This window comes from Streptomyces sp. M2CJ-2, from assembly GCF_016757295.1.
Lineage (GTDB): Bacteria > Actinomycetota > Actinomycetes > Streptomycetales > Streptomycetaceae > Streptomyces.
In genome coordinates this window covers 152,610-178,175 of record NZ_JAESIF010000003.1, presented here as the reverse complement: position 1 = coordinate 178,175, position 25,566 = coordinate 152,610, and the positions used below count along the sequence as shown (strand labels likewise).

At 67.7% G+C, this 25,566-nt stretch carries 34 protein-coding genes and 2 pseudogenes; 4 read left to right on the top strand and 32 right to left on the bottom strand.

The window, feature by feature from the left end:
* Nucleotides 1-19 precede the first annotated feature (19 nt).
* The 21 genes from rplO to rpsJ all read right to left on the bottom strand — a co-directional run bounded on the left by rplO (nucleotide 20) and on the right by rpsJ (nucleotide 9,879).
* A complete protein-coding gene (gene rplO, locus JL475_RS05185) occupies nucleotides 20-475 on the bottom strand; it encodes a 50S ribosomal protein L15 (RefSeq protein WP_023547373.1) in 456 nt (151 codons plus the stop codon).
* A gap of 2 nt (nucleotides 476-477) precedes the next feature.
* Nucleotides 478-660, bottom strand: a complete 183-nt coding sequence (rpmD, locus tag JL475_RS05180) for a 50S ribosomal protein L30 (RefSeq protein WP_202275763.1) — start codon at nucleotides 658-660, stop codon at nucleotides 478-480.
* A gap of 2 nt (nucleotides 661-662) precedes the next feature.
* Nucleotides 663-1,268, bottom strand: a complete 606-nt coding sequence (rpsE, locus tag JL475_RS05175) for a 30S ribosomal protein S5 (protein WP_202275761.1) — start codon at nucleotides 1,266-1,268, stop codon at nucleotides 663-665.
* A 39-nt stretch (nucleotides 1,269-1,307) separates the two neighbouring features.
* Nucleotides 1,308-1,691 (bottom strand): 50S ribosomal protein L18, encoded by a 384-nt coding sequence (gene rplR / locus JL475_RS05170; protein WP_109381508.1) that lies wholly within the window; start codon nucleotides 1,689-1,691, stop codon nucleotides 1,308-1,310.
* Nucleotides 1,692-1,694: 3 nt separating this feature from the next.
* Entirely contained in the window at nucleotides 1,695-2,234 is a 540-nt protein-coding gene (rplF, locus tag JL475_RS05165; protein ID WP_202275760.1) for a 50S ribosomal protein L6, read from the bottom strand.
* A 24-nt stretch (nucleotides 2,235-2,258) separates the two neighbouring features.
* Nucleotides 2,259-2,657: a 30S ribosomal protein S8 gene (gene rpsH / locus JL475_RS05160; protein WP_013001411.1), complete on the bottom strand. Its 399-nt coding sequence runs from the start codon at nucleotides 2,655-2,657 to the stop codon at nucleotides 2,259-2,261.
* A 239-nt stretch (nucleotides 2,658-2,896) separates the two neighbouring features.
* Nucleotides 2,897-3,082, bottom strand: a complete 186-nt coding sequence (locus JL475_RS05155; RefSeq protein ID WP_003948630.1) for a type Z 30S ribosomal protein S14 — start codon at nucleotides 3,080-3,082, stop codon at nucleotides 2,897-2,899.
* 5 nt (nucleotides 3,083-3,087) lie between these two features.
* On the bottom strand, nucleotides 3,088-3,645 hold the full coding sequence (rplE, locus tag JL475_RS05150; protein ID WP_202275759.1) for a 50S ribosomal protein L5: 558 nt from the start codon (nucleotides 3,643-3,645) through the stop codon (nucleotides 3,088-3,090).
* The gene (gene rplX / locus JL475_RS05145) at nucleotides 3,645-3,968 is read right to left on the bottom strand and encodes a 50S ribosomal protein L24 (RefSeq protein ID WP_202275758.1); all 324 of its coding nucleotides are present in this window, start codon (nucleotides 3,966-3,968) and stop codon (nucleotides 3,645-3,647) included. The genes rplE and rplX overlap by 1 nt, the downstream gene beginning before the upstream one ends.
* 2 nt (nucleotides 3,969-3,970) lie before the next feature.
* Complete coding sequence (gene rplN, locus JL475_RS05140) at nucleotides 3,971-4,339, bottom strand: 50S ribosomal protein L14 (RefSeq protein WP_003992364.1); 369 nt, start codon at nucleotides 4,337-4,339, stop codon at nucleotides 3,971-3,973.
* A 146-nt stretch (nucleotides 4,340-4,485) separates the two neighbouring features.
* A complete protein-coding gene (rpsQ, locus tag JL475_RS05135) occupies nucleotides 4,486-4,773 on the bottom strand; it encodes a 30S ribosomal protein S17 (protein WP_202275757.1) in 288 nt (95 codons plus the stop codon).
* A complete protein-coding gene (gene rpmC, locus JL475_RS05130) occupies nucleotides 4,773-4,997 on the bottom strand; it encodes a 50S ribosomal protein L29 (RefSeq protein WP_003998824.1) in 225 nt (74 codons plus the stop codon). Before rpmC ends, rpsQ begins: the two co-directional genes overlap by 1 nt.
* A complete protein-coding gene (rplP, locus tag JL475_RS05125) occupies nucleotides 4,997-5,416 on the bottom strand; it encodes a 50S ribosomal protein L16 (protein ID WP_202275750.1) in 420 nt (139 codons plus the stop codon). Before rplP ends, rpmC begins: the two co-directional genes overlap by 1 nt.
* Before the next feature lie 5 nt (nucleotides 5,417-5,421).
* On the bottom strand, nucleotides 5,422-6,249 hold the full coding sequence (gene rpsC / locus JL475_RS05120; protein ID WP_004927271.1) for a 30S ribosomal protein S3: 828 nt from the start codon (nucleotides 6,247-6,249) through the stop codon (nucleotides 5,422-5,424).
* Nucleotides 6,249-6,596 (bottom strand): 50S ribosomal protein L22, encoded by a 348-nt coding sequence (gene rplV, locus JL475_RS05115; protein ID WP_202275746.1) that lies wholly within the window; start codon nucleotides 6,594-6,596, stop codon nucleotides 6,249-6,251. Before rplV ends, rpsC begins: the two co-directional genes overlap by 1 nt.
* A 42-nt stretch (nucleotides 6,597-6,638) precedes the next feature.
* The gene (rpsS, locus tag JL475_RS05110; protein WP_003948639.1) at nucleotides 6,639-6,920 is read right to left on the bottom strand and encodes a 30S ribosomal protein S19; all 282 of its coding nucleotides are present in this window, start codon (nucleotides 6,918-6,920) and stop codon (nucleotides 6,639-6,641) included.
* A 12-nt stretch (nucleotides 6,921-6,932) separates the two neighbouring features.
* Nucleotides 6,933-7,769 carry a 50S ribosomal protein L2 gene (gene rplB / locus JL475_RS05105; protein ID WP_109381515.1) on the bottom strand — a complete coding sequence of 279 codons (837 nt, stop codon included), beginning with the start codon at nucleotides 7,767-7,769 and terminating at the stop codon, nucleotides 6,933-6,935.
* Nucleotides 7,770-7,821: 52 nt separating this feature from the next.
* The gene (gene rplW, locus JL475_RS05100; protein ID WP_202275738.1) at nucleotides 7,822-8,241 is read right to left on the bottom strand and encodes a 50S ribosomal protein L23; all 420 of its coding nucleotides are present in this window, start codon (nucleotides 8,239-8,241) and stop codon (nucleotides 7,822-7,824) included.
* A complete protein-coding gene (gene rplD, locus JL475_RS05095) occupies nucleotides 8,241-8,900 on the bottom strand; it encodes a 50S ribosomal protein L4 (RefSeq protein ID WP_109381517.1) in 660 nt (219 codons plus the stop codon). Before rplD ends, rplW begins: the two co-directional genes overlap by 1 nt.
* A 7-nt stretch (nucleotides 8,901-8,907) precedes the next feature.
* Nucleotides 8,908-9,552, bottom strand: coding sequence for a 50S ribosomal protein L3 (gene rplC, locus JL475_RS05090; protein WP_202275736.1), 645 nt, complete (start codon nucleotides 9,550-9,552; stop codon nucleotides 8,908-8,910).
* Between the two features lie 18 nt (nucleotides 9,553-9,570).
* Nucleotides 9,571-9,879, bottom strand: a complete 309-nt coding sequence (gene rpsJ / locus JL475_RS05085; protein ID WP_003948644.1) for a 30S ribosomal protein S10 — start codon at nucleotides 9,877-9,879, stop codon at nucleotides 9,571-9,573.
* Between the two features lie 463 nt (nucleotides 9,880-10,342).
* On the opposite strand from rpsJ, the gene JL475_RS05080 reads away from it, so the two are divergent.
* Complete coding sequence (locus JL475_RS05080) at nucleotides 10,343-12,109, top strand: NlpC/P60 family protein (RefSeq protein ID WP_202275734.1); 1,767 nt, start codon at nucleotides 10,343-10,345, stop codon at nucleotides 12,107-12,109.
* A gap of 57 nt (nucleotides 12,110-12,166) precedes the next feature.
* Here JL475_RS05080 and JL475_RS05075 read toward each other — a convergent pair whose 3' ends face one another.
* Entirely contained in the window at nucleotides 12,167-12,499 is a 333-nt protein-coding gene (locus JL475_RS05075; protein ID WP_202275732.1) for a cupin domain-containing protein, read from the bottom strand.
* 114 nt (nucleotides 12,500-12,613) lie between these two features.
* A complete protein-coding gene (gdhA, locus tag JL475_RS05070) occupies nucleotides 12,614-13,972 on the bottom strand; it encodes an NADP-specific glutamate dehydrogenase (RefSeq protein ID WP_202275730.1) in 1,359 nt (452 codons plus the stop codon).
* A gap of 279 nt (nucleotides 13,973-14,251) precedes the next feature.
* Here gdhA and JL475_RS05065 point away from each other — a divergent pair, with 279 nt between their 5' ends.
* Nucleotides 14,252-15,709 carry an FAD-binding oxidoreductase gene (locus JL475_RS05065; RefSeq protein WP_237406231.1) on the top strand — a complete coding sequence of 486 codons (1,458 nt, stop codon included), beginning with the start codon at nucleotides 14,252-14,254 and terminating at the stop codon, nucleotides 15,707-15,709.
* A 91-nt stretch (nucleotides 15,710-15,800) separates the two neighbouring features.
* Here the strand turns inward: JL475_RS05065 and JL475_RS41150 are convergent, their stop codons facing one another.
* The 6 genes and pseudogenes from JL475_RS41150 to JL475_RS39800 form a co-directional block, all read right to left on the bottom strand.
* Nucleotides 15,801-15,923, bottom strand: coding sequence for a hypothetical protein (locus JL475_RS41150; protein ID WP_272932897.1), 123 nt, complete (start codon nucleotides 15,921-15,923; stop codon nucleotides 15,801-15,803).
* Nucleotides 15,920-16,810, bottom strand: coding sequence for a transporter (locus JL475_RS05060; protein WP_237406230.1), 891 nt, complete (start codon nucleotides 16,808-16,810; stop codon nucleotides 15,920-15,922). Before JL475_RS05060 ends, JL475_RS41150 begins: the two co-directional genes overlap by 4 nt.
* The gene (locus JL475_RS05055) at nucleotides 16,807-17,703 is read right to left on the bottom strand and encodes an ABC transporter ATP-binding protein (RefSeq protein ID WP_202275728.1); all 897 of its coding nucleotides are present in this window, start codon (nucleotides 17,701-17,703) and stop codon (nucleotides 16,807-16,809) included. Before JL475_RS05055 ends, JL475_RS05060 begins: the two co-directional genes overlap by 4 nt.
* Nucleotides 17,700-18,104, bottom strand: a complete 405-nt coding sequence (locus JL475_RS05050) for a GntR family transcriptional regulator (protein ID WP_202275726.1) — start codon at nucleotides 18,102-18,104, stop codon at nucleotides 17,700-17,702. The genes JL475_RS05055 and JL475_RS05050 overlap by 4 nt, the downstream gene beginning before the upstream one ends.
* A gap of 423 nt (nucleotides 18,105-18,527) precedes the next feature.
* A complete protein-coding gene (locus JL475_RS05045) occupies nucleotides 18,528-18,737 on the bottom strand; it encodes a DUF397 domain-containing protein (protein WP_202275724.1) in 210 nt (69 codons plus the stop codon).
* Nucleotides 18,737-18,868: pseudogene (locus JL475_RS39800) on the bottom strand (transcriptional regulator); the annotation flags it as partial. The pseudogene JL475_RS39800 and the gene JL475_RS05045, both read right to left, overlap by 1 nt.
* Nucleotides 18,869-19,554: 686 nt before the next feature.
* Here JL475_RS39800 and JL475_RS05040 point away from each other — a divergent pair.
* A complete protein-coding gene (locus JL475_RS05040) occupies nucleotides 19,555-19,839 on the top strand; it encodes a YrhB domain-containing protein (RefSeq protein WP_202275722.1) in 285 nt (94 codons plus the stop codon).
* Nucleotides 19,840-20,031: 192 nt separating this feature from the next.
* Nucleotides 20,032-20,853: an SAM-dependent methyltransferase gene (locus JL475_RS05035; protein ID WP_202275720.1), complete on the top strand. Its 822-nt coding sequence runs from the start codon at nucleotides 20,032-20,034 to the stop codon at nucleotides 20,851-20,853.
* 309 nt (nucleotides 20,854-21,162) lie between these two features.
* On the opposite strand, the pseudogene JL475_RS39795 reads toward JL475_RS05035, so the two are convergent.
* From JL475_RS39795 to fusA, 3 genes and pseudogenes are all read right to left on the bottom strand, one after another.
* Nucleotides 21,163-21,857: pseudogene (locus JL475_RS39795) on the bottom strand (hypothetical protein).
* Nucleotides 21,858-22,078: 221 nt separating this feature from the next.
* Nucleotides 22,079-23,272, bottom strand: a complete 1,194-nt coding sequence (gene tuf, locus JL475_RS05020) for an elongation factor Tu (RefSeq protein WP_202275714.1) — start codon at nucleotides 23,270-23,272, stop codon at nucleotides 22,079-22,081.
* A 155-nt stretch (nucleotides 23,273-23,427) separates the two neighbouring features.
* Nucleotides 23,428-25,554 carry an elongation factor G gene (gene fusA, locus JL475_RS05015; protein ID WP_202275712.1) on the bottom strand — a complete coding sequence of 709 codons (2,127 nt, stop codon included), beginning with the start codon at nucleotides 25,552-25,554 and terminating at the stop codon, nucleotides 23,428-23,430.
* Nucleotides 25,555-25,566: the final 12 nt, after the last annotated feature.

The following is a 25,566-nucleotide window of genomic DNA, read 5'->3' as shown; positions in this document are numbered from 1 at the left end:
ATCGGCACGCCTGACTGAGTCAGACGAGCTCGGTGACGGTACCGCCGGCGGCGGTGATCTTCTCCTTGGCGGAGCCGGAGACGGCGTCGACCGTCACCTGCAGCGCCACGGAGATCTCGCCCTGGCCGAGGACCTTGACGAGGCTGTTCTTGCGAACGGCCCCCTTGGCCACCAGACCCTCGACGGTGACCTCGCCACCCTCGGGGTAGAGCGCGGCCAGCTTGTCGAGGTTCACGACCTGGAACTCGGTCTTGAACGGGTTCTTGAAGCCCTTCAGCTTCGGGAGACGCATGTGGAGCGGCATCTGGCCACCCTCGAAGCGCTCCGGAACCTGGTAACGGGCCTTGGTGCCCTTCGTACCACGACCGGCCGTCTTACCCTTGGACGCCTCACCACGACCCACGCGGGTCTTGGCGGTCTTGGCGCCCGGGGCGGGACGGAGGTTGTGGATCTTGAGCGGGTTCTGCTCCGCCATGATCAGTCGACCTCCTCGACCGTCACGAGGTGGCGGACGGTGTGCACCATGCCGCGGAACTCGGGACGATCATCCTTGACGACCACGTCGTTGACCTTCTTCAGGCCAAGCGAACGCAGGGTGTCACGGTGGTTCTGCTTGCTGCCGATGTAGGACTTGACCTGCGTGATCCTGAGCTGCGCCATGATTACGCACCCGCCCCGGCACGTGCACGGAGGAGAGCCGCGGGGGCGACGTCCTCGAGCGGCAGACCACGGCGGGCCGCGACCTCCTCGGGACGCTGCAGGCCCTTGAGGGCCGCCACGGTCGCGTGCACGATGTTGATCGCGTTGTCGGAGCCGAGCGACTTCGACAGGATGTCGTGGATACCGGCGCACTCGAGCACGGCACGCACCGGACCACCGGCGATAACACCGGTACCCGGGGAAGCCGGCTTGAGCAGCACGACACCGGCAGCCTTCTCACCCTGGATCGGGTGCGGGATGGTGCCCTGGATGCGGGGGACCTTGAAGAAGTGCTTCTTGGCCTCCTCAACGCCCTTGGCGATGGCGGCCGGCACCTCCTTGGCCTTGCCGTATCCGACACCCACGGTGCCGTCACCGTCGCCCACCACGACCAGCGCGGTGAAGCTGAAGCGACGACCACCCTTCACTACCTTGGCGACACGGTTGATCGCGACGACGCGCTCAACGTATGCGGTCTTGTCGGCGGCAGCTGCGCCGCCGTCACGGCCCTTCCGGTCCCGCCGCTCGCCGCCACCGGCACCGCCACCGCGGCGCTGGGGTCCAGCCATTGGAATTACCTCTCTCTGTTTCCGCTAGCTACGGCAGGCTCAGAACTTGAGCCCGGCTTCGCGGGCGGCGTCCGCCAGGGCGGCGATGCGCCCCGCGTACTGGTTGCCACCACGGTCGAACACCACGGCCTCGACACCGGCGGCCTTGGCACGCTCGGCGACCAGGGCACCGACCTGCTTGGCCTGTGCGGACTTGTCGGCCTCGCCGCCGCGGATCGACGCGTCCAGCGTGGACGCCGACGCCACGGTGTGGCCCTTCAGGTCGTCGATCACCTGCGCCACGATGTGGCGGTTGGAGCGGGTCACGACCAGGCGAGGACGCTCGGCGGTACCGGCGACCTTCTTGCGGATCCGAAGGTGACGACGCTTGATCGCGGCACGCTTGTAGGCGTCGCCCTTGAGGATCTTCTGCCCGTATGCCATGGCTTACTTACCCGCCTTTCCGACCTTGCGGCGGATGACTTCGCCCTCGTACTTGACGCCCTTGGCCTTGTACGGGTCGGGCTTGCGCAGCTTGCGGATGTTCGCCGCAACCTCGCCGACCTTCTGCTTGTCGATGCCCTCGACCGAGAAACGGGTCGCGGACTCCACCTTGAAGGTGATGCCCTCGGGGGCCTCGATCAGGATCGGGTGGCTGTAGCCGAGGGAGAACTCCAGGTTCGAACCCTTGGCGAGCACGCGGTAACCGACACCGCTGATCTCGAGCTTCTTCACGTAACCCTGGGTCACGCCGGTGATCATGTTCGCCACCAGCGTGCGGGACAGGCCGTGCAGGGCCTTGTTCTGACGCTCGTCGTTGGGGCGGGTGACGTTCAGCACGCCGTCCTCACCCTTGGCGACCTCGATCGGTGCCACCACGGTGTGGGTCAGTGTGCCCTTCGGGCCCTTGACCGCGACCGTACGGCCGTCGATGGTGACGTCCACGCCGGCGGGAACCGCGATGGGGAGCTTGCCGATGCGCGACATAGCTGTTTCCTCCGTTCCCTTCCGCTACCAGACGTAGGCGAGGACTTCCCCACCCACGCCCTTCTTGCCGGCCTGCTTGTCGGTGAGGAGCCCGTGCGACGTGGAGATGATCGCCACGCCGAGGCCGCCCAGCACCTTCGGCAGGGAGGTGGACTTCGCGTACACCCGGAGACCGGGCTTGGAGATCCGCTTGATGCCCGCGATGGAGCGCTCACGGTTGGGGCCGAACTTCAGCTCCAGGACGAGGTTCTTGCCGACCTCGGCGTCCTCGACCTTCCAGCCCGTGATGAAGCCCTCCTGCTGGAGGATCTCCGCGATGTGAGACTTGATCTTGGACGCCGGCATCGTCACGGAGTCGTGGTACGCCGAGTTCGCGTTCCGCAGACGCGTCAGCATGTCTGCGATCGGATCAGTCATGGTCATGAATTGGCCTTCGGCCTCTCTCGCCGTGGTTTCCTGGTGCGCCATCCCTCTCCCCGATCCGAGACGGGACGGGTGCGGCGCGGTGGACCTACGGCGTAGTAAGCAAACATGAGCGGGTTGTCGCCCGCGTGCTTCGGGGCACGGCAGGTGCCCAACCCCACAAGCCTAAGCCATGTGGAGCGGGCCTCCCGCCGATTCCCATTGCTTACCGAGAGCCCTGGGAGTCCGGAACTACCGGATTACCAGGAACTCTTGGTCACGCCCGGCAGCTCGCCACGGTGAGCCATCTCACGAAGGCACACGCGGCACAGGCCGAACTTGCGGTACACGGAGTGCGGACGACCGCAGCGCTGGCAGCGGGTGTAGCCGCGCACTCCGAACTTGGGCTTGCGAGCAGCCTTCGCGATGAGAGCCTTCTTCGCCATCTCGCTCACGCCTCCTTGAACGGGAAGCCGAGGTGACGGAGAAGGGCACGGCCCTCTGCGTCGTTGGTCGCCGTGGTGACCACGGTGATGTCCATACCCCGGACACGGTCGATCTTGTCCTGGTCGATCTCGTGGAACATGACCTGCTCGGTGAGACCGAAGGTGTAGTTGCCACGGCCGTCGAACTGCTTGGGGGACAGACCGCGGAAGTCGCGGATGCGCGGCAGCGCGAGCGACAGGGTGCGGTCCAGGAACTCCCACATGCGGTCGCCACGGAGCGTGACGTGGGCACCGATCGGCTGACCCTCACGCAGCTTGAACTGCGCGATGGACTTGCGGGCCTTGGTGACGGCCGGCTTCTGACCGGTGATCGTGGTGAGGTCGCGCACGGCGCCCTCGATCAGCTTGGAGTCGCGGGCGGCGTCGCCCACACCCATGTTGACCACGATCTTGACGAGGCCGGGAATCTGCATGACGTTCTCGTAGGAGAACTCCTCACGCAGCTTGCCCGCGATCTCCTCGCGGTACTTCGTCTTCAGACGCGGAGTGGTGGTGGTAGCCATCAGATGTCCTCACCCGTCCGCTTGGCAACGCGGATCTTGTTGCCTTCGTCGTCGAAGCGGTAGCCGACGCGGGTCACGACCTTCTTGCCGTCCTTCTCCACGACGAGCGACACGTTGCTCACGTGGACGGGGGCCTCGGTGGTCACGATCCCGCCGGCCTGCGAACCACCGGCGGTCGGAGCGGCCTTGGTGTGCTTCTTGACCCGGTTGACACCCTCGACCAGGACGCGCTCCTCGCGCGGGTAAGCGGCAATGACCTTGCCCTGCTTGCCCTTGTCCTTGCCGGTGATGACCTGGACCAGGTCACCCTTCTTGATCTTCATGCTCACAGCACCTCCGGCGCGAGGGAGATGATCTTCATGAACTTCTTCTCGCGCAGCTCTCGGCCGACCGGGCCGAAGATACGGGTGCCACGGGGGTCGCCGTCGTTCTTCAGAATGACGGCGGCGTTCTCGTCGAAGCGGATGTACGAGCCGTCCGGACGGCGGCGCTCCTTGACGGTGCGAACGATGACCGCCTTGATGACGTCACCCTTCTTCACGTTGCCGCCGGGGATCGCGTCCTTGACGGTGGCGACGATGACGTCACCGATGCCCGCGTAGCGGCGACCGGAGCCACCGAGCACACGGATGCAAAGGATTTCCTTCGCCCCCGTGTTGTCGGCGACGCGCAGTCGCGACTCCTGCTGGATCACGTCTATCTCCTGAATGTCTGCCGGTTCCCCGACGGGGCCTGCGCGTTCTCAGTCGAACGCGGTAGCCCCGTCGGAGCCTGGCGGAACTGTCCTGCGAGGGGTGCCCCGCAGGAACGTACTTTTTGGAATTCCCTTGCGGGAATTACCTACTTGGCCTTCTCGAGGATCTCGACGATGCGCCAGTGCTTCGTCGCGGACAGCGGCCGGGTCTCCATCAGGAGGACGCGGTCGCCGACGCCGGCGGCGTTCTGCTCGTCGTGGGCCTTGAGCTTGCTCGTGCTGCGGATGACCTTGCCGTACAGCGCGTGCTTCTTGCGGTCCTCGACGGCGACGACGACGGTCTTGTCCATCTTGTCGCTGACGACGATGCCCTCACGGCTCTTGCGGAAGCCGCGAGCCTCAGTGTTCGTCTCAGTCACGTTGTTCTCGCTCATCAGGCGCTCTCCACCGTTTCGATGCCCAGCTCGCGCTCGCGCATCAGGGTGTAGATCCGCGCGATGTCCTTGCGGACGGCCTTCAGCCGGCCGTGGTTCTCGAGCTGTCCGGTCGCCGCCTGGAAGCGGAGGTTGAACAGCTCTTCCTTGGCTTCGCGGAGCTTCGCGAGAAGCTCCTCGTCACCCAGTTCGCGCAGCTCGGACGCCTTGGTACCGGCCGACATCACGCTTCACCTGCCTCGCGCTTGACGATCCGGCACTTCATCGGCAGCTTGTGGGCCGCACGGGTCAGCGCCTCACGGGCGATCTTCTCGTTGGGGTACGACAGCTCGAACATGACGCGTCCGGGCTTGACGTTGGCGATCCACCACTCCGGAGAACCCTTACCGGAACCCATGCGGGTCTCGGCCGGCTTCTTCGTCAGCGGGCGGTCCGGGTAGATGTTGATCCAGACCTTGCCGCCACGCTTGATGTGGCGGGTCATGGCGATACGAGCCGCCTCGATCTGGCGGTTCGTCACATACGCCGGGGTCAGCGCCTGGATGCCGTACTCGCCGAACGCAACCTGCGTTCCGCCCTTGGACATGCCGCTGCGGCCGGGGTGGTGCTGCTTGCGGTGCTTGACCCTACGGGGGATCAGCATGTCGGTCAGGCCTCCGTTCCGGTGCTCTCAGCCGGAGCGGCAGCGGGAGCCTCGGCCTTGGGGGCCTCGGCAGCCGGAGCCTGCTGCGGCTTGCGACCGCGCCCGCCACGCTCGCCACCGCGGCCACCACGGGCCGGACGGTCGGCACCGCCACGAGCCGGGCGGTTGCCGGCGCGGGCAGCAGCGTTCTCGGCGCGGACCTCGGCGATGTTCTTGACGTCGCCCTTGTAGATCCAGACCTTCACACCGATGCGGCCGAAGGTCGTCTTGGCCTCGAAGAAGCCGTAGTCCACGTTCGCGCGGAGCGTGTGCAGGGGCACACGGCCCTCGCGGTAGAACTCCGAGCGGGACATCTCGGCGCCGCCGAGACGGCCACCGCACTGGATCTTGATGCCCTTGGCGCCCGCCTTCATCGCCGACTGCATGCTCTTGCGCATGGCACGGCGGAAGGAGACGCGGGAGGAGAGCTGCTCGGCGACGGCCTGGGCCACGAGCTGAGCGTCCGTCTCGGGGTTCTTGACCTCGAGGATGTTCAGCTGGACCTGCTTGCCGGTGAGCTTCTCGAGGTCGCCGCGGATGCGGTCGGCCTCGGCGCCGCGGCGGCCGATGACGATGCCCGGACGCGCGGTGTGGATGTCCACCCGCACACGGTCACGGGTGCGCTCGATCTCCACCTTCGAGATGCCGGCGCGCTCCATGCCGGACGTCATCATCCGACGGATGGCGACGTCTTCCTTGACGTAGTCCTTGTACAGCTTGTCGGCGTACCAACGCGACTTGAAGTCGGTCGTGACACCGAGCCGGAACCCATGCGGGTTAACCTTCTGGCCCATTACCGGGTTCCTTCCTTGCTGCTGACGACCACGGTGATGTGGCTGGTCCGCTTGCGGATCCGGTAGGCACGACCCTGGGCGCGCGGACGGAACCGCTTCAGGGTCGGACCCTCGTCGACGTACGCCTCGGAAATGATGAGGCTGTCGGCGTCGGTGTGGTCGTAGTTGTGCGCGGCGTTGGCGATGGCGCTGTCCAGCACCTTGCCGACCGGCACGCTCGCGGCCTGCGGGGCGAAACGCAGGACCGCCTGAGCCTCCGTGGCGTTCATGCCACGGATGAGGTCCACCACACGGCGGGCCTTCATGGGCGTGACGCGGATGTACCGCGCCTGGGCCCTGGCTTCCATGGTTGTCCTTCCAGTGTCTGTCATGGTCATTCCACCCCGCCTTTAGCGGCGCTTCGACTTCCGGTCGTCCTTGACGTGACCCCGGAAGGTGCGCGTCGGCGAGAACTCGCCGAGCTTGTGGCCGACCATCGACTCGGTGACGAACACCGGAATGTGGGTCTTGCCGTTGTGCACCGCGATCGTGTGGCCGAGCATGGCCGGGACGATCATCGAGCGACGGGACCAGGTCTTGATGACGTTCTTGGTGCCGGCTTCGTTCTGGACGTCCACCTTCTTGATCAGGTGGTCGTCGACGAAGGGCCCCTTCTTCAGGCTACGAGGCATCTCAACCCGTCCTTAGCGCTTCTTGTTCGTCTTGCGGCGGCGGACGATGTACTTGTTCGACGCCTTCTTGGGCGCCCGAGTACGGCCTTCCTTCTGGCCCCACGGGGACACCGGGTGGCGACCACCGGAGGTACGGCCCTCACCACCACCGTGCGGGTGGTCCACCGGGTTCATGACCACACCACGCACGCTCGGGCGGACGCCCAGCCAGCGCTTACGACCGGCCTTGCCCCAGCTGATGTTGCTCTGCTCGGCGTTGCCGACCTCGCCGATGGTGCCGCGGCAGCGGACGTCGACCAGGCGGATCTCACCGGACGGCATGCGCAGGTGGGCCATCTGGCCCTCCTTCGCGAGCAGCTGCACCGAGGCACCGGCGGAGCGGGCGAACTTGGCGCCGCCGCCGGGACGCAGCTCGATGGCGTGCAGCGTCGTACCGACCGGGATGTTGCGCAGGGCAAGGTTGTTGCCCGGCTTGATGTCGGCCCCGGGACCGTTCTCGACGCGGTCGCCCTGGCTCAGGCCACGCGGCGCGAGAATGTAGCGCTTCTCGCCGTCCGCGTAGTGCAGGAGCGCGATGCGCGCGGTGCGGTTGGGGTCGTACTCGATGTGCGCGACCTTCGCCGGCACGCCGTCCTTGTCGTGACGACGGAAGTCGATCACGCGGTAGGCGCGCTTGTGTCCGCCACCCTGGTGGCGGACGGTCACACGACCGGAATTGTTACGGCCGCCCTTGCTGTGCAGGGGACGGACCAGCGACTTCTCCGGCGTGGACCGCGTGATCTCGACGAAGTCGGCGACGCTGGAGCCACGACGGCCCGGGGTCGTCGGCTTGTACTTGCGGATACCCATTGTCTCTCAGTCCTCGGAAGTTTGTTCCGAAATCTGGACGTTCCGACCTCCGTCAGGAGGTCGGACCGCCGAAGATGTCGATACGGTCGCCCTCGGCGAGGGTCACGATCGCGCGCTTGGTGCCCGTGCGCTGGCCGAAGCCGGTGCGCGTGCGCTTGCGCTTGCCCTGGCGGTTGATCGTGTTGACGCCGGTGACCTTGACCGAGAAGACCGCCTGCACGGCCTCCTTGATCTCCGTCTTGTTGGAGCCCGGAGCGACGATGAACGTGTACTTGTTCTCGTCGATGAGCGCGTAGCTCTTCTCCGACACGACCGGCTTGATCAGGACGTCACGGGGGTCCGTGAACGACTTGCTCACCGGGGTGATGACGGTGTTCTTGCCTTCGGTGGCGTGGCGGCGTGCCTTCTTGAGGCGCGCCTCCTTGGCCTTCTTCGCCGCCTTGGAGGCGACGGAGGGGTGACGGACAGCCATCAGACCTCGCTCCCTTCGTTGTCGTTGGCCTTGTTCGGGCCGGCGACGAAGGACTCGAAAGCGGCCTTGGTGAAGACCACGTCGTCCGAGACGAGAACGTCGTACGTGTTCAGCTGGCCCGGCTCCAGGATGTGCACCTGGGGCAGGTTGCGGGCGGACAGCCACGCGGCCTCGTCGGCGCGGTCGACGACCAGGAGCAGGTTCTTGCGCTCCGAGATCTTGCCGAACAGCGTCTTGGCGGCCTTCGTGGAGGGGGTCTCGCCCTCGATCACGCCGGTGACGACGTGAATGCGGTCGTGGCGGGCCCGGTCGGTGAGGGCGTGGCGCAGGGCCGCGGCCTTCATCTTCTTCGGGGTCCGCTGCGAGTAGTCGCGCGGCTGCGGGCCGTGGACGACGCCACCGCCGGCGAACTGCGGCGCACGGGTCGAACCCTGACGGGCGCGGCCGGTGCCCTTCTGGCGGTACGGCTTCCTGCCGCCACCACGGACTTCACCGCGGGTCTTGGTCTTGTGCGTGCCCTGGCGGGCAGCGGCCAGCTGAGCGACGACGACCTGGTGGATCAGCGGAATGCTGACCTTCTCCACGCCGAAGATCTCCGCGGGGAGCTCGACGGTACCGGCCTTGTCGCCTGCCGGCGAAAGGATGTCAACAGTGCTCATCGTTACCTCAGGCCCCCTTGGCCGCGGTGCGGACCAGGACGAGGCCGCCGTTCGGACCGGGAACCGCGCCCTTGATGAGCAGCAGACCCTTCTCCGCGTCAACGGCGTGGACGGTCAGGTTCTGGGTGGTGACCCGCTCGTTGCCCATGCGGCCCGCCATGCGCTGGCCCTTGAACACACGACCCGGGGTGGCGCAACCGCCGATGGAGCCGGGCATGCGGTGCACGCGCTTGGCACCGTGCGAGGAGTTGTTGCCCTTGAAGTTGTGACGCTTCATGACGCCGGCGAAGCCCTTGCCCTTGCTCTTCGCCGTCACGTCGACCTTCACGCCGGCCTCGAACACCTCAGCGGTGACTTCCTGGCCCAGCGTGTACTCGGAGGCGTCCGCGGTGCGGAGCTCGACGAGGTGGCGACGGGGGGTGACGTCGGCCTTCGCGAAGTGGCCCTTGAGGGGCTTGTTCACCTTGCGCGGGTCGATCTCACCGAAGGCGATCTGCACGGACTCGTAGCCGTCGACGTCGTTCGTACGGACCTGGGTGACGACGTTGGGCCCGGCCTTGACGACGGTGACGGGAACAACACGGTTGCTCTCGTCCCACACCTGCGTCATACCGAGCTTCTCGCCCAGGATGCCCTTGATCTGCTTGGTCATCTCTCAGATCACCGGCCCTCAGAGCTTGATCTCGATGTCGACACCGGCCGGGAGGTCGAGTCGCATCAGAGAGTCAACGGTCTTGGGGGTCGGGTCGAGGATGTCGATGAGGCGCTTGTGCGTGCGCATCTCGAAGTGCTCGCGCGAGTCCTTGTACTTGTGCGGCGACTTGATGACGCAGTACACGTTCTTCTCAGTGGGCAGCGGCACCGGGCCCGCGACCGACGCACCAGTACGCGTCACCGTCTCGACGATCTTCTTCGCCGAGGAATCGATGACCTCGTGGTCGTAGGCCTTGAGCCGGATGCGGATCTTCTGTCCCGCCATGGCTACTTCGTAGTCCTGTCTCTCGTAAACGCTCCGGAACCCGGTGTTCCCGCCCTCCCCTCCGACCCACGCGGTCGGGCGTGTCGCGCTCCCGCTGACATGGATGTCCCTTGTCGGAACTTCCCTGTACGGGGAGTGCGGACCCTTCCGGAACCGCGGCTGGGGGCGAGAGGCCCACCGGGTGCCTGGCCTGCACCCCGCTGACGCTTCCCGGAAGATTCCCGTACGTCCGCCCCTGCACCTCTCGGTGCAATGCATGGGACGACGAGTACTGTGGGACTCGCTTCCGGTCCTCCCGGCGGGAGGCGCGCAGCATCGGCGCTCGACCGAGCAACCCGGCTAGTTTGCCACAGAGGGCAGGGGGCTGGCCAATCGGGCGGATGAGGATACCCCGGAAGTGACACGGGCCAAACATGATCACCCGGGGTACGGGCGGAACCCTGCAGGCCTGATCATGACAGGCATGTCGAACACCTCACGGCGCAGTGTGCTCGCCGTATTCGCCGCCTCCGCCGCCGCTCTCCCGCTGGCCGGCACGACCGCCTCCTCGGCCCACGCCGCCGGTACGGCCTCACCGGCCGAGCCGCTCGCGGCTCCGGCGGGACTGCGTTCCGCCCCCTCCTCCGTGACGACGGCGCCGCTGGACGCCTCCCACTTCATCCGCGAGACGCTGCGGTCGCCCCTCACCGCGACCGTGTTGCCGGGCACTTTGCCCCGTACCGAGATCACCTCGGGCGGCAGACGTGTCGCCCTCCTGACGCACGGCGCCCGCACGGTGCTGCTGCCGGGACCCGAGCGGACGTTCACGGAGAACAAGAGACCCTTCGCGGACGACTTCAGACGCACCCTGCCCGACCTGTCCCTGCCCGCGGAGAAGCGCTCGTACTGGGGTAGCTCCCCCGGCGGCGGCACCTGGTCCACCCTCGGCCCCGTCGACACCGACTACTCGGTGGTTCCGGGCACCGGCACCATCGCTCTGACCACCGACAACGCCAGCCGCTACGCCAGCGTCCGTGACGACGCCATCACCGACGTCGACGTCCGCTCCGTCGCGCGCTTCGACAAGGTTCCCACCGGAGAAGCCTGCTCCTACGCGCTGTCCTTCGGCTACCAGGACACCCGCAACAACTACCGGGCCCGGCTGTCCTTCGTCACCAGCGGTGCGGTGCAGCTGCGGGTGGAGAAGGAGAAGGCCGACGTCGTCACCCAGCTGACCTCGGCCATCACGGTCGCCACGGGCGTGCCCGCGGGCACGGACTGGACGATCCGCGTGCTCCGCGAGGGCAGCAGGATCCGGGTCAAGGCCTGGGCGTCCGCCTCGCCCGAGCCCGGCGCATGGCTGGTCGACGTCACCGACTCGGACCTCGGCGCGGGACGGGTCGGCCTGCGCGCCCTGGCCAACCGCGGCTGCACCAACCTGCCGGTGAAGCTGCTCGTCAGCCGTTTCGAGGTGACCGCCGCCACCTGGGCCGACCCGCCGACCGTCACCCACGGGGACTGGGTGCGGGTGCTGCCCGAGCCTTTCGACGGGAACTGGACGCCGGAACTGGAGAGCACCGTTCGCGCCTGGGCCGGCTCCACCGCGCCGGACGTCCTGGCCTACGCGGCCATGTTCCTCCCCGGCGCCCCCGCGGTGGTCTCCGGCTCCGGACCGGCGGAGGGCAAGAAGGTCCTGGGTGCGGCGAAGTACGGTTACTCGGACGCGCGGGGCTACCGCGTCGAGGGCGCCGACTTCCACGAGTACATGGACACCGGCTGGACCTTCCCCGACGGCACCTACACGGGTCCGGACAGCGATCCGGACAGCGATCAGAGGGGCGCTCTCGACTGCTCGGGCTACACGCGCATGGTGTACGGCTACCACATGGGGGTGCCGATGGCCGCGAAGGCGGACACCTCCGGCACCCGGATACCCCGGCGCTCCCGTGACATGGCCGACCACACCCCGGGGGTGCGCATCGCCCGCACCGACGGGGTGAACCCGCCCGCGGCGGAGCAGCTTCAGCCGGGCGATCTCGTGCTGTTCAACGCGGACTCGGGCGACGACGGCCCCACGGCCACGGCAGACCACGTCGGGATCCACCTCGGCACGGACACGGCCGGCAAGCGCCGCTTCCTGTCCAGCCGCAAGACGATCAACGGCCCCACCATGTCGGACCTGGGAGGCGCTTCCCTCCTGGACGGCACGGGCACGTACGCCCGGACCCTGCACACCGTCCACCGCATCTGACACCCCTGCCGACACGCCGGGCCGCACGCCATGCGGGCGGTGGTCCTCGCGGGCTCTTCAGCCCTTTGTGGCGACGGTGAGGATCACTGCCGCGTCCTCCAGGGCCTCCAGACCGTGGCGGGCCGGTGGGACGGCGAGCAGGTCGCCGGTCCGGCCCTCCCACGAGGTGTCGCCGCTGGTGAGGCGGACGCGACCGCTCAGGACCAGCAGGGTCGCCTCGCCGGGGCTGTCGTGCTCGGCGAGGGAGGTGCCGGCGGTCAGAGCGAGGAGGGTCTGGCGCAGGACGTGCTCGTGGCCGCCGTAGACCGTGCTCGCGCTGCGGCCGGTGGAAGCGGCGGCAGCGCGTTCGAGGTGCTCGCGGGCGAGGGCGTCGAGGGAGAGCTTCTGCATGTGTCCCAGTCTCCTCGGCCGCGCGAGGCGCACACCAGGGCCGTGTGGGGTACGGCCCCCCTCAGCCCGAGCGGGGAAGGGCTCTCGGCCCTTCCCCGCTCGGCACCGGCGCCGTCAGATGACGCCCTGCGCCAGGATCGCGTCCGCGACCCGCTCGAAGCCGGCGATGTTCGCGCCCGCGACGTAGTCGCCGGGGGCGCCGTAGCGGTCGGCGGTCTCGGCGCACGTGTTGTGGATGTCGGTCATGATGCGGGCCAGTTCGTTCTCGACCTGGTCGGCCTTCCACGTCGTGCGCGACGCGTTCTGCGTCATCTCCAGCGCGCTGACCGCGACCCCGCCCGCGTTCGCGGCCTTGCCGGGCCCGAAGGCGACTCCGGCCTTCTGGAAGAGCTGCACGGCGTCCGGCGTCGTCGGCATGTTCGCGCCCTCCGACACCGCCTTCACGCCGTTGCGGATGAGTACGGCGGCGGCGTCCGCGTTCAGCTCGTTCTGCGTCGCCGACGGCAGGGCGATGTCGGCCGGGACCTCCCAGACACGCCCGCCGGGCACGAACCGCGCGGAGGCGCCACGCCGCTCGGCGTACGCGCTCACCCGGCCGCGCTCGACCTCCTTGATCTGGCACAGCAGCTCCAGGTCGATGCCCTTCTCGTCGAACACGTAGCCGCTGGAGTCGGAGCAGGTCACCGGGTTGGCGCCGAGGGCCGTCAGCTTCTGGATGGTGTAGATCGCGACGTTTCCGGATCCGGAGACGACCGCGGTCTGGCCCTCCAGTTCCTCGCCACGCTCGTGCAGCATCGCCTCCGCGAACAGCACGTTGCCGTATCCGGTCGCCTCCGGCCGTATCAGCGAGCCGCCCCAGCCGGCGCGCTTGCCGGTCAGGACGCCGCCCTCCCAGCGGTTGGTTATCCGCCGGTACTGGCCGAACAGGTAGCCGATCTCGCGGGCGCCGACACCGATGTCGCCCGCCGGTACGTCGGTGTACTCACCGATGTGCCGGTACAGCTCCGTCATGAACGACTGGCAGAAGCGCATGACCTCCGCGTCACTGCGGCCCTGCGGGTCGAAGTCGCTGCCGCCCTTGCCGCCGCCGATGCCGAGCCCGGTCAGCGCGTTCTTGAAGACCTGCTCGAAGCCGAGGAACTTGATGATCCCGAGATTCACCGAGGGGTGGAAGCGCAGACCGCCCTTGTACGGGCCGAGGGCGCTGTTGTATTCGATCCGGAATCCCCGGTTGACGTGAACACACCCCTGGTCGTCCTGCCACGGCACCCGGAAGATGATCTGCCGCTCCGGCTCGATGAGCCGCTCGACGAGCCCCGGTTCCGCGTACTCCGGACGCGCCCTGAGCACCGGCCCGAGGGTGTCCAGCACCTCGCGCGCGGCCTGGTGGAACTCGGGTTCGGCCGGATTGCGGCGCAGGATCTCGGTACGCAGGTTCTCGAGCGAGGAGGTGAAGCCGGGTCGTGAAGTCACGGGGTCCCTTTCTGGCGCGGCTGACACCGGAACGGGCCCGGTGATGGGCGCGCGGCGCCATTGCCTCGCGCAGGACGGCGACCGCCTCATGGATTTTCGATACAGCAGTCGACCCTTCAGTGTTACTCATGTGTTAAGCGGAAGGCCAAGGGCCTCGCACAATTGTCCGCCATTCGAGACTCTTCGTACGAAGCGCGGGACGGTCGGCACGGTGCGCAGAGAGCTCGAATGGCACCTCCTCCCGCCAGGCGTGATGCTGAAAACCGGGAGGTGATCCCCATGGACGGGAGGCACAGCCGCAGCGGCACGCCGGTCAAGGGGCAGGAAGGTCGGCACGACGAGCAGGCGGACGTTCCAAACTCCCTCGTGGACGCGTTCGCCTCCAGGTTGCGTGGCAGGGTCGTCCGGCCCGGGGAGGCCGCCTACGAGCCGGCACGACGGCTCTGGAACGGCATGATCGACAGGCGTCCGGCCCTGGTGGCCCGGTGCGTGGGCGACGAGGACGTGGTCACCGCGGTCGACTTCGCCCGCGACAACGAGATGCTCGTCGCCGTGCGCGGGGGCGGACACGGCGTCGCCGGTCAGGCGGTCTGCGACGGTGGTCTGGTCATCGACCTGTCGGAGATGCGAGGGGTCGACGTCGACCCGGAGGGGCGAAGGGCGGTCGCGCAGGGCGGCTGCACGTTGGGGGACATCGACCGGGAGACCCAGCGCCATGGGCTCGCCACTCCGTTGGGCGTGGTGACGGAGACGGGGGCAGCCGGCCTGACCTTGTCCGGGGGAATAGGCTGGCTCCGGCGCAAACACGGGCTGAGCTGCGACAATCTCCTGTCCGTACGGGTTGCCACCGCTGACGGGCGCCTCCTCGTCGCCGACGAGACCCAGCACCAGGACCTCCTCTGGGCGGTCCGGGGCGGTGGCGGCAACTTCGGCGTCGTCACCTCGTTCGAGTACCGCCTGCATCCTCTCGGGCCGGAGGTTTTCCTCTGCTTCGTGCTCTACCCCGCGGACCGCACCAAGGAGGTGCTGCGGGCCTGCGAGCACTACCTGTCCCAGCGACCGGACGACTTCGCCCCGATCGGAGTTCTCGGGAAGGTCCCGGCGGCAGAGCCCTTCCCGCCCGAGGCGCACGGGAAGGACTTCACAGCCCTGCTCGCGCCGTACCCGGGCGACCCGGCGGAGGGCGAGCGGCTGCTCCGGCCGCTGCGGGAGATCGCCGACCCGCTCTTCGACCTCAGCGGCCCCATGCCCTACACGGAGGTCCAGGCGATCCTGGACGAGGACTACCCCGACGGCCTGCACTACTACTGGAAGTCCGTGAACGTGCCCGAACTCGGCGACGAGCTGATCGAGCGGCTCGCCGAGCGCGCCGCCGCGGCGCCTTCGCCCCGCAGCACCATCGACGTCTGGTACCAGGGCGGTGCCATGGCCCGCGTCGGCGAGGAGGAGACCGCCTTCGCCAACCGCGGCGCCCCCTACCTGCTCGGAATCGAGGCGAACTGGGAGGCGGAGGCCGACTCGGCCGAGAACATGACCTGGGTGCGCGACACCTTCGCCGACCTGAGTTCGTTCTCCGCCGGAGGCGTCTACCTCAACTTCCCCGGCTTCCTCGAGGAGGGCGAGCAACTCCTGCGCGAGGGCTACGGCACGAACTACGAACGCCTCTCGGCGGTCAAGGCGAAGTACGACCCCGCGAACCTCTTCCACCTCAACGCAAACATCAAGCCGAAGAGTTGATCGACACCGCTCACGCCTCGCAGCAGCGTCGCGAGTGGGCAGCCGGATCTCGGCTGCCCACTCGCCGGCCGCCCCGTGTCGGGGGCGTCCGTCAGTTCAGTCGGCGGCGGATCCACCAGGCGCAGAACCCGGTCAGGCCCAGGGCGAGACCGAGGTAGATCCCGGTCTCGGCCCATTGCAGGGCCCAGAAGTCACCGGCGGGATGGTACGTCACCTGCTGCTGGTAGCCCTGGGCCCCGAGGTCGGCGATGCAGCGGTCGACGTGCTGCAGGCTGGGGATGTCCGAATCGCCGTACAGGCAGTCGCCGAAGAACGACGGCGGGGAGGACGGCCGGCCGGCGGCGTCCAGTGTCTGTTGGGAGGTGATCCAGGCACCGGGCAGATCGGGGTGTGTACGACGATCTCCTTGGCGCTCTCGTCCTGGATGCTGATGGGGATGCCGGACTCGATCGGCACGGTGGTCCGGTCCGGGGTGATCAGATGAGGCCGGACCCACATCGGCACGGTGATCTGGACGGCGGCGTAGAGGACGGGTGCGGTCGCCATCGCGGGCAGGGTGCGGCGGATGACGAGGCCGAGGGCGACGCCCAGGACGAAGGCGAAGGCGGCATGGGCGACGGGGACGGCACCCCGTGCGGCGAAGGCCATGGGGTCGAGCCGCGAGAAGTACGTGTCCGTCGGGCCGCCCCCGTCGACGGCCCGGTCGATGGGGCTGCTCCACCAGCTCACCGCGAGTGCGGCCAGTCCGGCGGCGGTCATGGCGGCCGCCGCGCCGACGCCCAGCTTGGTCGCCAGCCAGCGGGTGCGGGTGACGCCCTGGTTCCACGCGAGGTGGTGGGTGCCGGTCTCCAGTTCACGGGCGATCAGCGGCGCGCCCCAGAACATCCCGATGACCACCGGCACGGCGAGCACGACCAGCAGTCCGGTGTGGTAGAGGGTCCGGTCCGAACTGGAGATCCGGTCCGCCAGGCTGCTGCCGGCGACTCGGTGGAGGTCGGCCAGCTGCGGGCCGGTGACCGCGAGCACCGCGGCGAGGACGGCCACGAAGGCGAACATCACGGCGGCCTGGGCACGGAACTGACGCCAAATCAGCCAGATCATCGGAGGACCTCCAGCGCGGGTCGGGTGTCACGGACCGCGTCGGCGGGTCGGGTCATGTAGGCCAGGACGATGTCTTCCAGGCCGAGGGGGCTGACGGTCCAGGAGGGATCGTTGACGGGAGCCTCGGTGCGTACCAGGAGGGTGGTCTGGCGGTCGGTGTGGCTGGCGGTGATGACGTGCTGACCGGCCGGAAGGGTGGCAGGGTCCCGGCACGGACCGGTGAGCCGGTGGTGGCGGGCGACCAGGTCGTCGATGTCGTCGGCCACCCGCACGTGGGAGTCGACCAGCACGATGACGTAGTCGCAGGCCCGCTCCAGGTCGGAGACCAGGTGGGAGGAGAGCACGACGCTCAGCTCGTGCTCGGCGACGGCCTCCATCAGGTCCTGCATGAACTCCCGTCGGGCGAGCGGGTCGAGGGCCGCGACCGGCTCGTCCAGGATGAGCAGCTCCGGGCGTTTGGCGATGCCCAGGGTGAGGGCGAGCTGCGCACGCTGGCCACCGGACAGCCTGCCGGCCTTCTGCTCGGGGTCCAGGCCGAGGCGACGGATCCGCTCGCTCGCCACGGCGTCGTCCCAGCTCGGGTTGAGGCGCTTGCCGAGGTCCACATGGTCGGCGACGCTCAGCGTGGCGTAGGTGGGGGTGTCCTGGGCGACGAAACCGACCTTGGCCAGCTGCTCCACACCCGCGGCGGGTCGGCCGCCGCACACCTCGATGGTGCCGGCCGTCGGGGTGAGCATGCCGGAAGCCAGGTGCAACAGGGTCGATTTGCCGGCCCCGTTGGGACCGACCAGGCCGACCACGCGCCCGGCGGGGACGTCCAGGTCGCAGTTCTGCAGCGCCCACCGCTGCTTGTACCTCTTGCCCAAACCCTGGGCCCGTAAGACAGCGTTCACGCTACGTCCTCTCCGGCGGCGTCACGAAAGGTGTTCATGAACAGCGCCTCGATGCTCTCCCCGTCGAGCCCGGCAAGGCGCGCTTTGGTCAGCCAGCGGCGCAGGTCCTTGCGGAGCGGTCCGTGCGCGGCGAGCGTGTCGTCGGCCAGCGTCCGGGTCACGAACGTCCCGACGCCCGGCCGGGCGGCCACCAGCCCGTGGTGCTCCAGCTCCCGGTACGCCTTGAGCACGGTGTTCGGGTTGATCGCCAACCGTCCCGCCACGTCCTTGACCGTCGGAAGCCGGTCCCCCTCCTTCAGCAGACCCAGACGCAGCGCATGCCGCACCTGCTGCACCACCTGCTGGTACGGAGACAGGCCGGACTGACTGTCGAGGTGGAACTCAATCACCGGTTCCTCCATTTACCTAGTTGCCTAGCACTTTAGACTCCTGGGGTGGCCACAAGTCAAGGAGGGCAACGCGTCGACGGCCGGAACCCGTAGGTCGGCAGCAGCCTGTTCGGTGCGCTGCGGTCGACGGCGTACGGACACCTCGACGCGAAGCCGAACTCCTGCCGCACCGACCGCGCTGGAGCGCGGGGAGGGTTACGGGTACGTGCTGCTCCAGCAACCCGAGGAATCGGGACGTGGCACGGCCAAGGAAGCCGTGCCGCACCCGGCACTGACACGGCTCGCCGAGGAGGGCGCGGTCAAGGTTCGATGGGTCTCGAAAGAAGACGCCCCGGGCCGGGGCGCCGAGGCACATGTTCCATATCGCGATATACCGGCGCCTGATCGACGGCCTGCCTCCCGCAGGGCCGGCGCGGAGCACGTGCTGTTGGGGTGTCAGCGCTCCGACGCGTACGTCACGAAGCTCGTCCACGCGCCCGACGCGAGGGTGAGCCGAGGACCTGCCACGTTCTTGGAGTCGCGGACGTGGACGGTGCGGGGCGCCATCGCGCTCTCCACGCAGGAGTCGCCCTCGGGGCCGTCGCTGTAACTGCTCTTGAAGCAGAGCAGTTCAGAAGCGTCTCCGGCAGAAGTCTTGCGGAGCATGTCTCTCCCAGCACTTGCTCCACGAAGGCCGGCGACTCCCGAGGAGTGAGAGCCTGCGCCCGGATCGCCCCATACCGCAGCTCAAGGATCCGCAGCTGTTTCGGATCGAAAGTCGGCCGACCGCTGAAAGCAAGGAACGATTCACGCTTTCGAGCGTCACCACGCCATACCGGTCACCCATGACCGGCGGCACTCGACAACGACGGACCACCGTCACAGGTGCAGAAGACACCCCGTCGGGTGGCACAGGAGATCTTCGCGGCCCCGACGTTGCGGGGCCGGAGACGCATGCCTCGCGGAAAAGCGTGAGCAGTCGGCGAACATGTGTCACGCAGGTACTCAAACGAGCGCCATCAGGACAGTCGCCGTCGAAATGCTCACGCTTTTGGGACAGTGCGTCCTCCCGGAACGCGGGCGCGCGGCCTTCAGCGTGCTGCTGTCCTCCACCCCACGCAGTGCCCACCTCCTCGCGGACGCCCGGCTCCGCAGCCGGGAATACGACTCGGAGGCCGCACGCCACGTCCATTCCCACGCCCAGAGGGACCTCGAACGCGAGGACACCGGCCCTCGCCCGGGAGGCCCTGCGGGAGCCGAGTGCCGTCCTGGACGGGGCGCTGAAGGCAGTACGCGCTTGGGCCAGCCCTGGCACGTACGCTTTCGGGGCAGAGAAAGCCGCTCGTACCGTCCCGCCCGCCTTCCTCGCCGCTGCCGAACTGGGTCAGAGCGGCCGGAGTACGGCGCCTGCACGGCCACGCGTACGGCGGGGACGAGGCGACAGCCCGACGGGCACATTCCCTATCTCAGTGGGAGTTCCTGAATGTTGAACCGGGACGAAGCCGTCGCAGCGGCTTCCGAGTACCTCAAGAAGAAGGTATATCCGGAGAAGCCCGATTCCGTGGTGATGCTCCCCGAAGCAAGCGCCCATTACGCATACGGCTGGACGGTCCGGTTCGATTTCAAGGAGCACATCGAGACGGGCGATGCCGCTCAGGCTCCTTTCACATCGGTCGTCGTCGTGCCGCACGACGGAACGGACCCCCACTTTTCCCCGACCTGTCTACCAGTGGACCAGTACATTGAACAGCAGGCATCGGGCGGGTAGCCCCACAGCCGGCCACCGAGGAGAGACCGCTGACCTCCCGAGCCCTGCCGCAGGCCGACCGTGCAACAGCCCCTTCCACCCGTCAGCCGCTCCGCCCTCCCGGGACGCCCGGCGGTCCGCGTCGATCGGGAACTGACTATCGTGACCACCAAGTTCACAAGTCAACTCCCGTGCTTGGCAAGGGGAATCACGATGAACCAGCAGGACACGGGCATGGACACCCCCATGCGGATCGACACCGGCAAGCCACATCCGGCGCGGATGTACGACTGGTTCCTCGGTGGCAAGGAAAACTACCCGGTGGACGAGGAGCTGGGCAGGCAGTTGGTGGGGTTCGCTCCGGTCATCCCGGTCATGGCGCGGATGAACCGGGCCTTCATGCACCGCGCCACACGCTGGACGGCCGGCCAGGGCATACGCCAGTTCCTCGACATCGGCACCGGCATCCCCACCGAGCCCAACCTCCACCAGGTCGCCCAGCGGATCGCACCCGAGGCACGAGTCGTGTACTGCGACAACGACCCGATCGTGCCGGCCCACGCCGGGGCGCTGCTCCGGGGCACTCCTGAAGGGGACGTCGACTACGTGCAGGCGGACGCCCGTGACACCGCCGCCATCCTGGAACGCGCCCGTAAGACACTGGACTTCGACCGGCCGATCGCGCTCTCGCTGATCGCACTGCTGCACTTCATCAGCGACGAGGACGGCGCCTACGAGCTGGTCGAACGCCTCAAGGACGCTTTGGCTCCCGGCAGTTACCTGACCATTTCCCACCTCACTCCCGATTTCCACCCGGAGGAGGCTTCGCGGAAGGTCAGCGACCTGTACAGGGCGGGCGGGCTCACCATGGACATGCGCAGCCGGGAGCGCTTCGCCCGCTTCTTCGAGGGTCTGAAGCCCGTGGCACCGGGCGTCGTGGCCGCCGAGGACTGGCACCCGGAACTCGGAGAGCCGGTTCCCGGCCAGGGCGACGTCCGCAGCGGGGCCTACGTGGCGGTGGCGCGCAAGAGCTGACCCCGCCCCGAGCAGGCCCGGCGAGCACCAGGGCCCGTACCCATGCCCTGCCACCCGACACGGCACACAATGGCGCTCGAACGGCTCCCCCGTCACCGGTGGCACTCAGCGGGACTTCGCCACGGCGGGCCACTGCGACAGGTGCGCGTTGGCCCGCGGCGAAGCCCACCAGGAGTGGACGTACCAGACAGTGCTCGGCGCACGGCTACTGGACGTGGCGGTGCCGGAGGGCGAAGTGCGAAGTGGTTTGCGGCGTGGTCCTGGACACGGCCGACGGAGCCGACAGCGGGGCGTGGCCGCCGAACTGGCTCAGCCCTCCTCACCGCTCTCGAAGACCTCCGCCGCCGACGTGGCCGTGATGGCGCGCACGAACCAGAGGCTCAGGGTGTCGAGGTCGGCGCACCCGAGGATTCGCTCACGCTCCGCCTCGGAGACCTCGACCTCCCGGCGCTCCAGCAGAAGCAGGATGTCGTCGGCCTTGCCCTCCGCCTTGCCCTCTGCCTTGCCCTCCGCCCGAAGGTTCTGGGCGGTCTGCGACTGGAAGAAGGAGAGGTCTACGGACATGAGATGCCTCCAGAAATCCGCGGCCGGCGCCTTGCCGAGGCCTTGTTCCTTGAGTGAGGCCCACTGCGGCGGGCCGATGTCTACATGCCGAGCCGCCCAGGCAGCGGTGCGCCGGTCCGCGCAGACGACGAGGAGAACCGGGGCGAACTGCATTTCGCGTACAGATGTGAGAGGTAATAAGCCCAACTCGCGGGCTTGTCGGGGTCCCGCCCGCCCTGTGACTCGATGGCCAGGACGAAGCTGCCGTTGTCGGCGGTGTCCATTTGCAGCAGCGTGTCCACCCGGCGCTCCACCGGGCGGTTCTCGGTGAGGTCGGTGGAGAGGGTGGAGGCCGAAAGCGGGGTGGCGAAGAGGACTCCGAGCCCTTTGACGGCACGCGCGAAGAGGCCCGGATCTTCCTGGAAGATCCGGTGCAGGGCCTCGTGGGATGAGCTGACCATGATCCGAAGCTAGGGGCGTTCCTCGACCCATGCCCCGCATATGCCAGTACTTCCCGTGATCGGGTGATGGACAGGGTCCGGGCTTGACGTCGGCCCGCCCGTGCGGCGGCCCTCCTGCGCATTCGCCCCAGACACGAAAAGGCCCGCACGACCGAAGTCGTGCGGGCCCTCTCAGGTGCTCGCGGTGGAGCTACCAGGTCGGATCAGCAAGCAGCCGGAGCTTACTTGTTGATCTTGGTGACCTGGCCGGCGCCCACGGTCCGGCCACCCTCACGGATGGCGAACTTCAGGCCCTCTTCCATGGCGATGGGCTGGATGAGCTCCACCTTCATCTCGGTGTTGTCACCCGGCATGACCATCTCGGTGCCCTCGGGGAGGGTCACGACGCCGGTCACGTCCGTCGTACGGAAGTAGAACTGCGGGCGGTAGTTGTTGAAGAAGGGGGTGTGACGGCCACCCTCGTCCTTCGACAGGATGTAGGCCTGGGCCTCGAACTCGGTGTGCGGGGTGACCGAACCGGGCTTGATGATGACCTGGCCGCGCTCGACGTCCTCGCGCTTGATGCCGCGGAGCAGCAGACCGACGTTCTCACCGGCCTGACCCTCGTCGAGCAGCTTGCGGAACATCTCGATGCCGGTGACCGTGGTGGTGGTCTTCTCGGTCTTGATGCCGATGATGTCGACGGTCTCGTTGACCTTGAGGATGCCACGCTCGATACGGCCGGTGACGACCGTACCGCGACCGGTGATCGTGAAGACGTCCTCGATCGGCATCAGGAACGGCTTGTCGACGTCACGCTCGGGAGCCGGGATCGACTCGTCCACGGCCTTCATCAGCTCGAGGACGGTGTTGCCCCACTCCTTGTCGCCCTCGAGGGCCTTCAGAGCGGAGACCTTGACGACGGGAACGTCGTCGCCCGGGAACTCGTACTCGGAGAGGAGCTCACGGACCTCGAGCTCGACGAGCTCCAGGATCTCCTCGTCGTCCACCATGTCGGCCTTGTTCAGGGCGACGACGATGTACGGAACGCCGACCTGGCGGGCCAGGAGCACGTGCTCCTTGGTCTGCGGCATCGGGCCGTCGGTGGCGGCGACCACGAGGATGGCACCGTCCATCTGGGCGGCACCCGTGATCATGTTCTTGATGTAGTCCGCGTGACCGGGGCAGTCGACGTGGGCGTAGTGACGCTGCTCGGTCTGGTACTCGACGTGCGAGATCGAGATCGTGATACCACGCTGGCGCTCTTCGGGCGCCTTGTCGATCATGTCGAAGGCCGAGGCCTCGTTCAGGTCCGGGTACGCGTCGTGCAGCACCTTGGTAATGGCGGCCGTGAGGGTCGTCTTACCGTGGTCGATGTGACCGATGGTGCCGATGTTGACGTGCGGCTTAGTCCGCTCGAACTTCGCCTTCGCCACTGGGGTCCTCCTGTGGAGTGGTTCTGTACGCCTTACTCATCGGCGCCAGGTGATCTTTGCTGGAAAGCCCGGGGCCGGGGGCATTCCACCGGGTTCGCGGTGGAATGCCCCAAGCAGGCTCCGGGGTCAAGCCTAAAGCGTGTGAACGGAGTCCGTTACTCGCCCTTGGCCTTCGCGATGATCTCCTCGGCGACGTTCCGCGGAACCTCGGCGTAGGAGTCGAACTGCATCGAGTAGCTTGCGCGACCCGACGTCTTGCTGCGGAGGTCCCCGACGTAGCCGAACATCTCCGAAAGGGGCACGAGGCCCTTCACAACGCGAGCACCGGCCCGCTCCTCCATGGCCTGGATCTGGCCACGGCGGGAGTTGATGTCGCCGATGACTTCACCCATGTAGTCCTCGGGCGTGGTGACCTCGACGGCCATCATCGGCTCGAGGAGCACGGGCGAGGCCTTGCGCGCGGCCTCCTTGAAGGCCTGCGAACCGGCGATCTTGAACGCGAGCTCGGAGGAGTCCACCTCGTGGTAGCCACCGTCGAGAAGCGTGACGCGGACGCCCGTCATCTCGTAGCCGGCGAGGATACCGAACTGCATGGCCTCCTGCGCACCGGCGTCCACCGAAGGGATGTACTCCTTCGGCACCCGGCCACCGGTCACCTTGTTCACGAACTCGTACGAGGTGTCGCCGCCCTCGATGGGCTCGATCGCGATCTGCACCTTGGCGAACTGACCGGTACCACCGGTCTGCTTCTTGTGGGTGTAGTCCACGCGCTCGACGGCCTTGCGGATCGTCTCGCGGTAGGCGACCTGCGGCTTGCCGACGTTGGCCTCGACCTTGAACTCACGGCGCATACGGTCGACCAGCACCTCGAGGTGCAGCTCGCCCATACCACCGATGATGGTCTGGCCGGTCTCCTCGTCCGAGTGGACCTGGAAGGACGGGTCCTCCTCGGCCAGGCGCTGGATCGCGACGCCCAGCTTCTCCTGGTCGCCCTTCGACTTGGGCTCGATGGCGACCTGGATGACCGGCGCCGGGAAGTCCATGGACTCCAGGATCACCGGCTGCTTGTCGTCGGACAGCGTCTCACCGGTGGTGGTCTGCTTCAGGCCCATGACGGCGACGATGTCGCCGGCGACCACCGACTCGATCTCCTCACGCTTGTTGGCGTGCATGCGGTAGATCTTGCCGATGCGCTCCTTCTTGCCCTTGACGGAGTTCAGCACGGCGGTGCCGGACACCAGGCGGCCCGAGTAGACCCGGACGAAGGTGAGCTTGCCGAGGTGCGGGTCGCTCATGATCTTGAACGCGAGGGCCGACAGCGGCTCGTCCTCGGACGGCTTGCGCTTGATCACGACCTCGGGGTCCTTGACGTCGTGGGCCTCGATGGCCTCGATGTCGAGCGGGGTCGGGAGGTAGCGCACGACCGCGTCGAGCAGGGGCTGAACGCCCTTGTTCTTGAACGCGGTGCCGCAGAACACCGGGGTGATGGTGGTGTCGGTGGACTTGCCGGACGCGATGGTGATGCGACGGATCGCGGCGTGCAGCTGCTCCTCGGTGGGCTCCTGGCCCTCCAGGTACAGCTCCATGATCTCTTCGTCGTTCTCCGCGACGGCCTCGATCAGCTTGCCGTGCCACTCCTCGGCGGCCTCGGTGTGCGTGGCCGGGATGTCGACGACGTCGTACATCTCGCCCTTGGCGGCCTCGGCGGACCACACGAGCGCCTTCATGCGGACCAGGTCCACGACGCCGTTGAAGTCGGCCTCGGCACCGATCGGCAGCTGCATGACCAGCGGCTGCGCACCCAGGCGGTCCTTGATCATGCCGACGCAGCGGTGGAAGTCCGCGCCGGTACGGTCCAGCTTGTTGACGAAGCAGATACGCGGCACACCGTAACGGTCGGCCTGACGCCACACCGTCTCGGACTGCGGCTCGACACCGGCGACACCGTCGAACACGGTCACGGCACCGTCGAGCACGCGCAGGGAACGCTCCACCTCTACGGTGAAGTCGACGTGCCCCGGGGTGTCGATGATGTTGATCGTGTAGTCGTTGTCCTCGAGCGGCCAGTGACAGGTCGTCGCAGCAGAGGTGATCGTGATGCCACGCTCCTGCTCCTGCTCCATCCAGTCCATCGTGGCGGAACCCTCGTGGGTCTCGCCAAGCTTGTACGACACGCCGGTGTAGAACAGGATCCGCTCGGTGGTGGTCGTCTTGCCCGCGTCGATGTGGGCCATGATCCCGATGTTGCGGACCTTGGCCAGGTCAAGTGAAGTGGTAGCCATAAGGCTTCAGTC

Excerpts from the sequence above, each read along its gene's own strand:
- rplO (WP_023547373.1), bottom strand. The coding sequence starts at position 475 with ATGGCGGAGCAGAACCCGCTCAAGATCCACAACCTCCGTCCCGCCCCG.
- rpmD (WP_202275763.1), bottom strand. The coding sequence starts at position 660 with ATGGCGCAGCTCAGGATCACGCAGGTCAAGTCCTACATCGGCAGCAAG.
- rpsE (WP_202275761.1), bottom strand. The coding sequence starts at position 1,268 with ATGGCTGGACCCCAGCGCCGCGGTGGCGGTGCCGGTGGCGGCGAGCGG.
- rplR (WP_109381508.1), bottom strand. The coding sequence starts at position 1,691 with ATGGCATACGGGCAGAAGATCCTCAAGGGCGACGCCTACAAGCGTGCC.
- rplF (WP_202275760.1), bottom strand. The coding sequence starts at position 2,234 with ATGTCGCGCATCGGCAAGCTCCCCATCGCGGTTCCCGCCGGCGTGGAC.
- rpsH (WP_013001411.1), bottom strand. The coding sequence starts at position 2,657 with ATGACCATGACTGATCCGATCGCAGACATGCTGACGCGTCTGCGGAAC.
- JL475_RS05155 (WP_003948630.1), bottom strand. The coding sequence starts at position 3,082 with ATGGCGAAGAAGGCTCTCATCGCGAAGGCTGCTCGCAAGCCCAAGTTC.
- rplE (WP_202275759.1), bottom strand. The coding sequence starts at position 3,645 with ATGGCTACCACCACCACTCCGCGTCTGAAGACGAAGTACCGCGAGGAG.
- rplX (WP_202275758.1), bottom strand. The coding sequence starts at position 3,968 with ATGAAGATCAAGAAGGGTGACCTGGTCCAGGTCATCACCGGCAAGGAC.
- rpsQ (WP_202275757.1), bottom strand. The coding sequence starts at position 4,773 with ATGAGCGAGAACAACGTGACTGAGACGAACACTGAGGCTCGCGGCTTC.
- rpmC (WP_003998824.1), bottom strand. The coding sequence starts at position 4,997 with ATGTCGGCCGGTACCAAGGCGTCCGAGCTGCGCGAACTGGGTGACGAG.
- rplP (WP_202275750.1), bottom strand. The coding sequence starts at position 5,416 with ATGCTGATCCCCCGTAGGGTCAAGCACCGCAAGCAGCACCACCCCGGC.
- rpsC (WP_004927271.1), bottom strand. The coding sequence starts at position 6,249 with ATGGGCCAGAAGGTTAACCCGCATGGGTTCCGGCTCGGTGTCACGACC.
- rplV (WP_202275746.1), bottom strand. The coding sequence starts at position 6,596 with ATGGAAGCCAGGGCCCAGGCGCGGTACATCCGCGTCACGCCCATGAAG.
- rpsS (WP_003948639.1), bottom strand. The coding sequence starts at position 6,920 with ATGCCTCGTAGCCTGAAGAAGGGGCCCTTCGTCGACGACCACCTGATC.
- rplB (WP_109381515.1), bottom strand. The coding sequence starts at position 7,769 with ATGGGTATCCGCAAGTACAAGCCGACGACCCCGGGCCGTCGTGGCTCC.
- rplW (WP_202275738.1), bottom strand. The coding sequence starts at position 8,241 with ATGGCTGTCCGTCACCCCTCCGTCGCCTCCAAGGCGGCGAAGAAGGCC.
- rplD (WP_109381517.1), bottom strand. The coding sequence starts at position 8,900 with ATGAGCACTGTTGACATCCTTTCGCCGGCAGGCGACAAGGCCGGTACC.
- rplC (WP_202275736.1), bottom strand. The coding sequence starts at position 9,552 with ATGACCAAGCAGATCAAGGGCATCCTGGGCGAGAAGCTCGGTATGACG.
- rpsJ (WP_003948644.1), bottom strand. The coding sequence starts at position 9,879 with ATGGCGGGACAGAAGATCCGCATCCGGCTCAAGGCCTACGACCACGAG.
- JL475_RS05080 (WP_202275734.1), top strand. The coding sequence starts at position 10,343 with ATGTCGAACACCTCACGGCGCAGTGTGCTCGCCGTATTCGCCGCCTCC.
- JL475_RS05075 (WP_202275732.1), bottom strand. The coding sequence starts at position 12,499 with ATGCAGAAGCTCTCCCTCGACGCCCTCGCCCGCGAGCACCTCGAACGC.
- JL475_RS05065 (WP_237406231.1), top strand. The coding sequence starts at position 14,252 with ATGGACGGGAGGCACAGCCGCAGCGGCACGCCGGTCAAGGGGCAGGAA.
- JL475_RS05060 (WP_237406230.1), bottom strand. The coding sequence starts at position 16,810 with ATGATCTGGCTGATTTGGCGTCAGTTCCGTGCCCAGGCCGCCGTGATG.
- JL475_RS05050 (WP_202275726.1), bottom strand. The coding sequence starts at position 18,104 with ATGGAGGAACCGGTGATTGAGTTCCACCTCGACAGTCAGTCCGGCCTG.
- JL475_RS05045 (WP_202275724.1), bottom strand. The coding sequence starts at position 18,737 with ATGCTCCGCAAGACTTCTGCCGGAGACGCTTCTGAACTGCTCTGCTTC.
- JL475_RS05040 (WP_202275722.1), top strand. The coding sequence starts at position 19,555 with ATGTTGAACCGGGACGAAGCCGTCGCAGCGGCTTCCGAGTACCTCAAG.
- JL475_RS05035 (WP_202275720.1), top strand. The coding sequence starts at position 20,032 with ATGAACCAGCAGGACACGGGCATGGACACCCCCATGCGGATCGACACC.
- fusA (WP_202275712.1), bottom strand. The coding sequence starts at position 25,554 with ATGGCTACCACTTCACTTGACCTGGCCAAGGTCCGCAACATCGGGATC.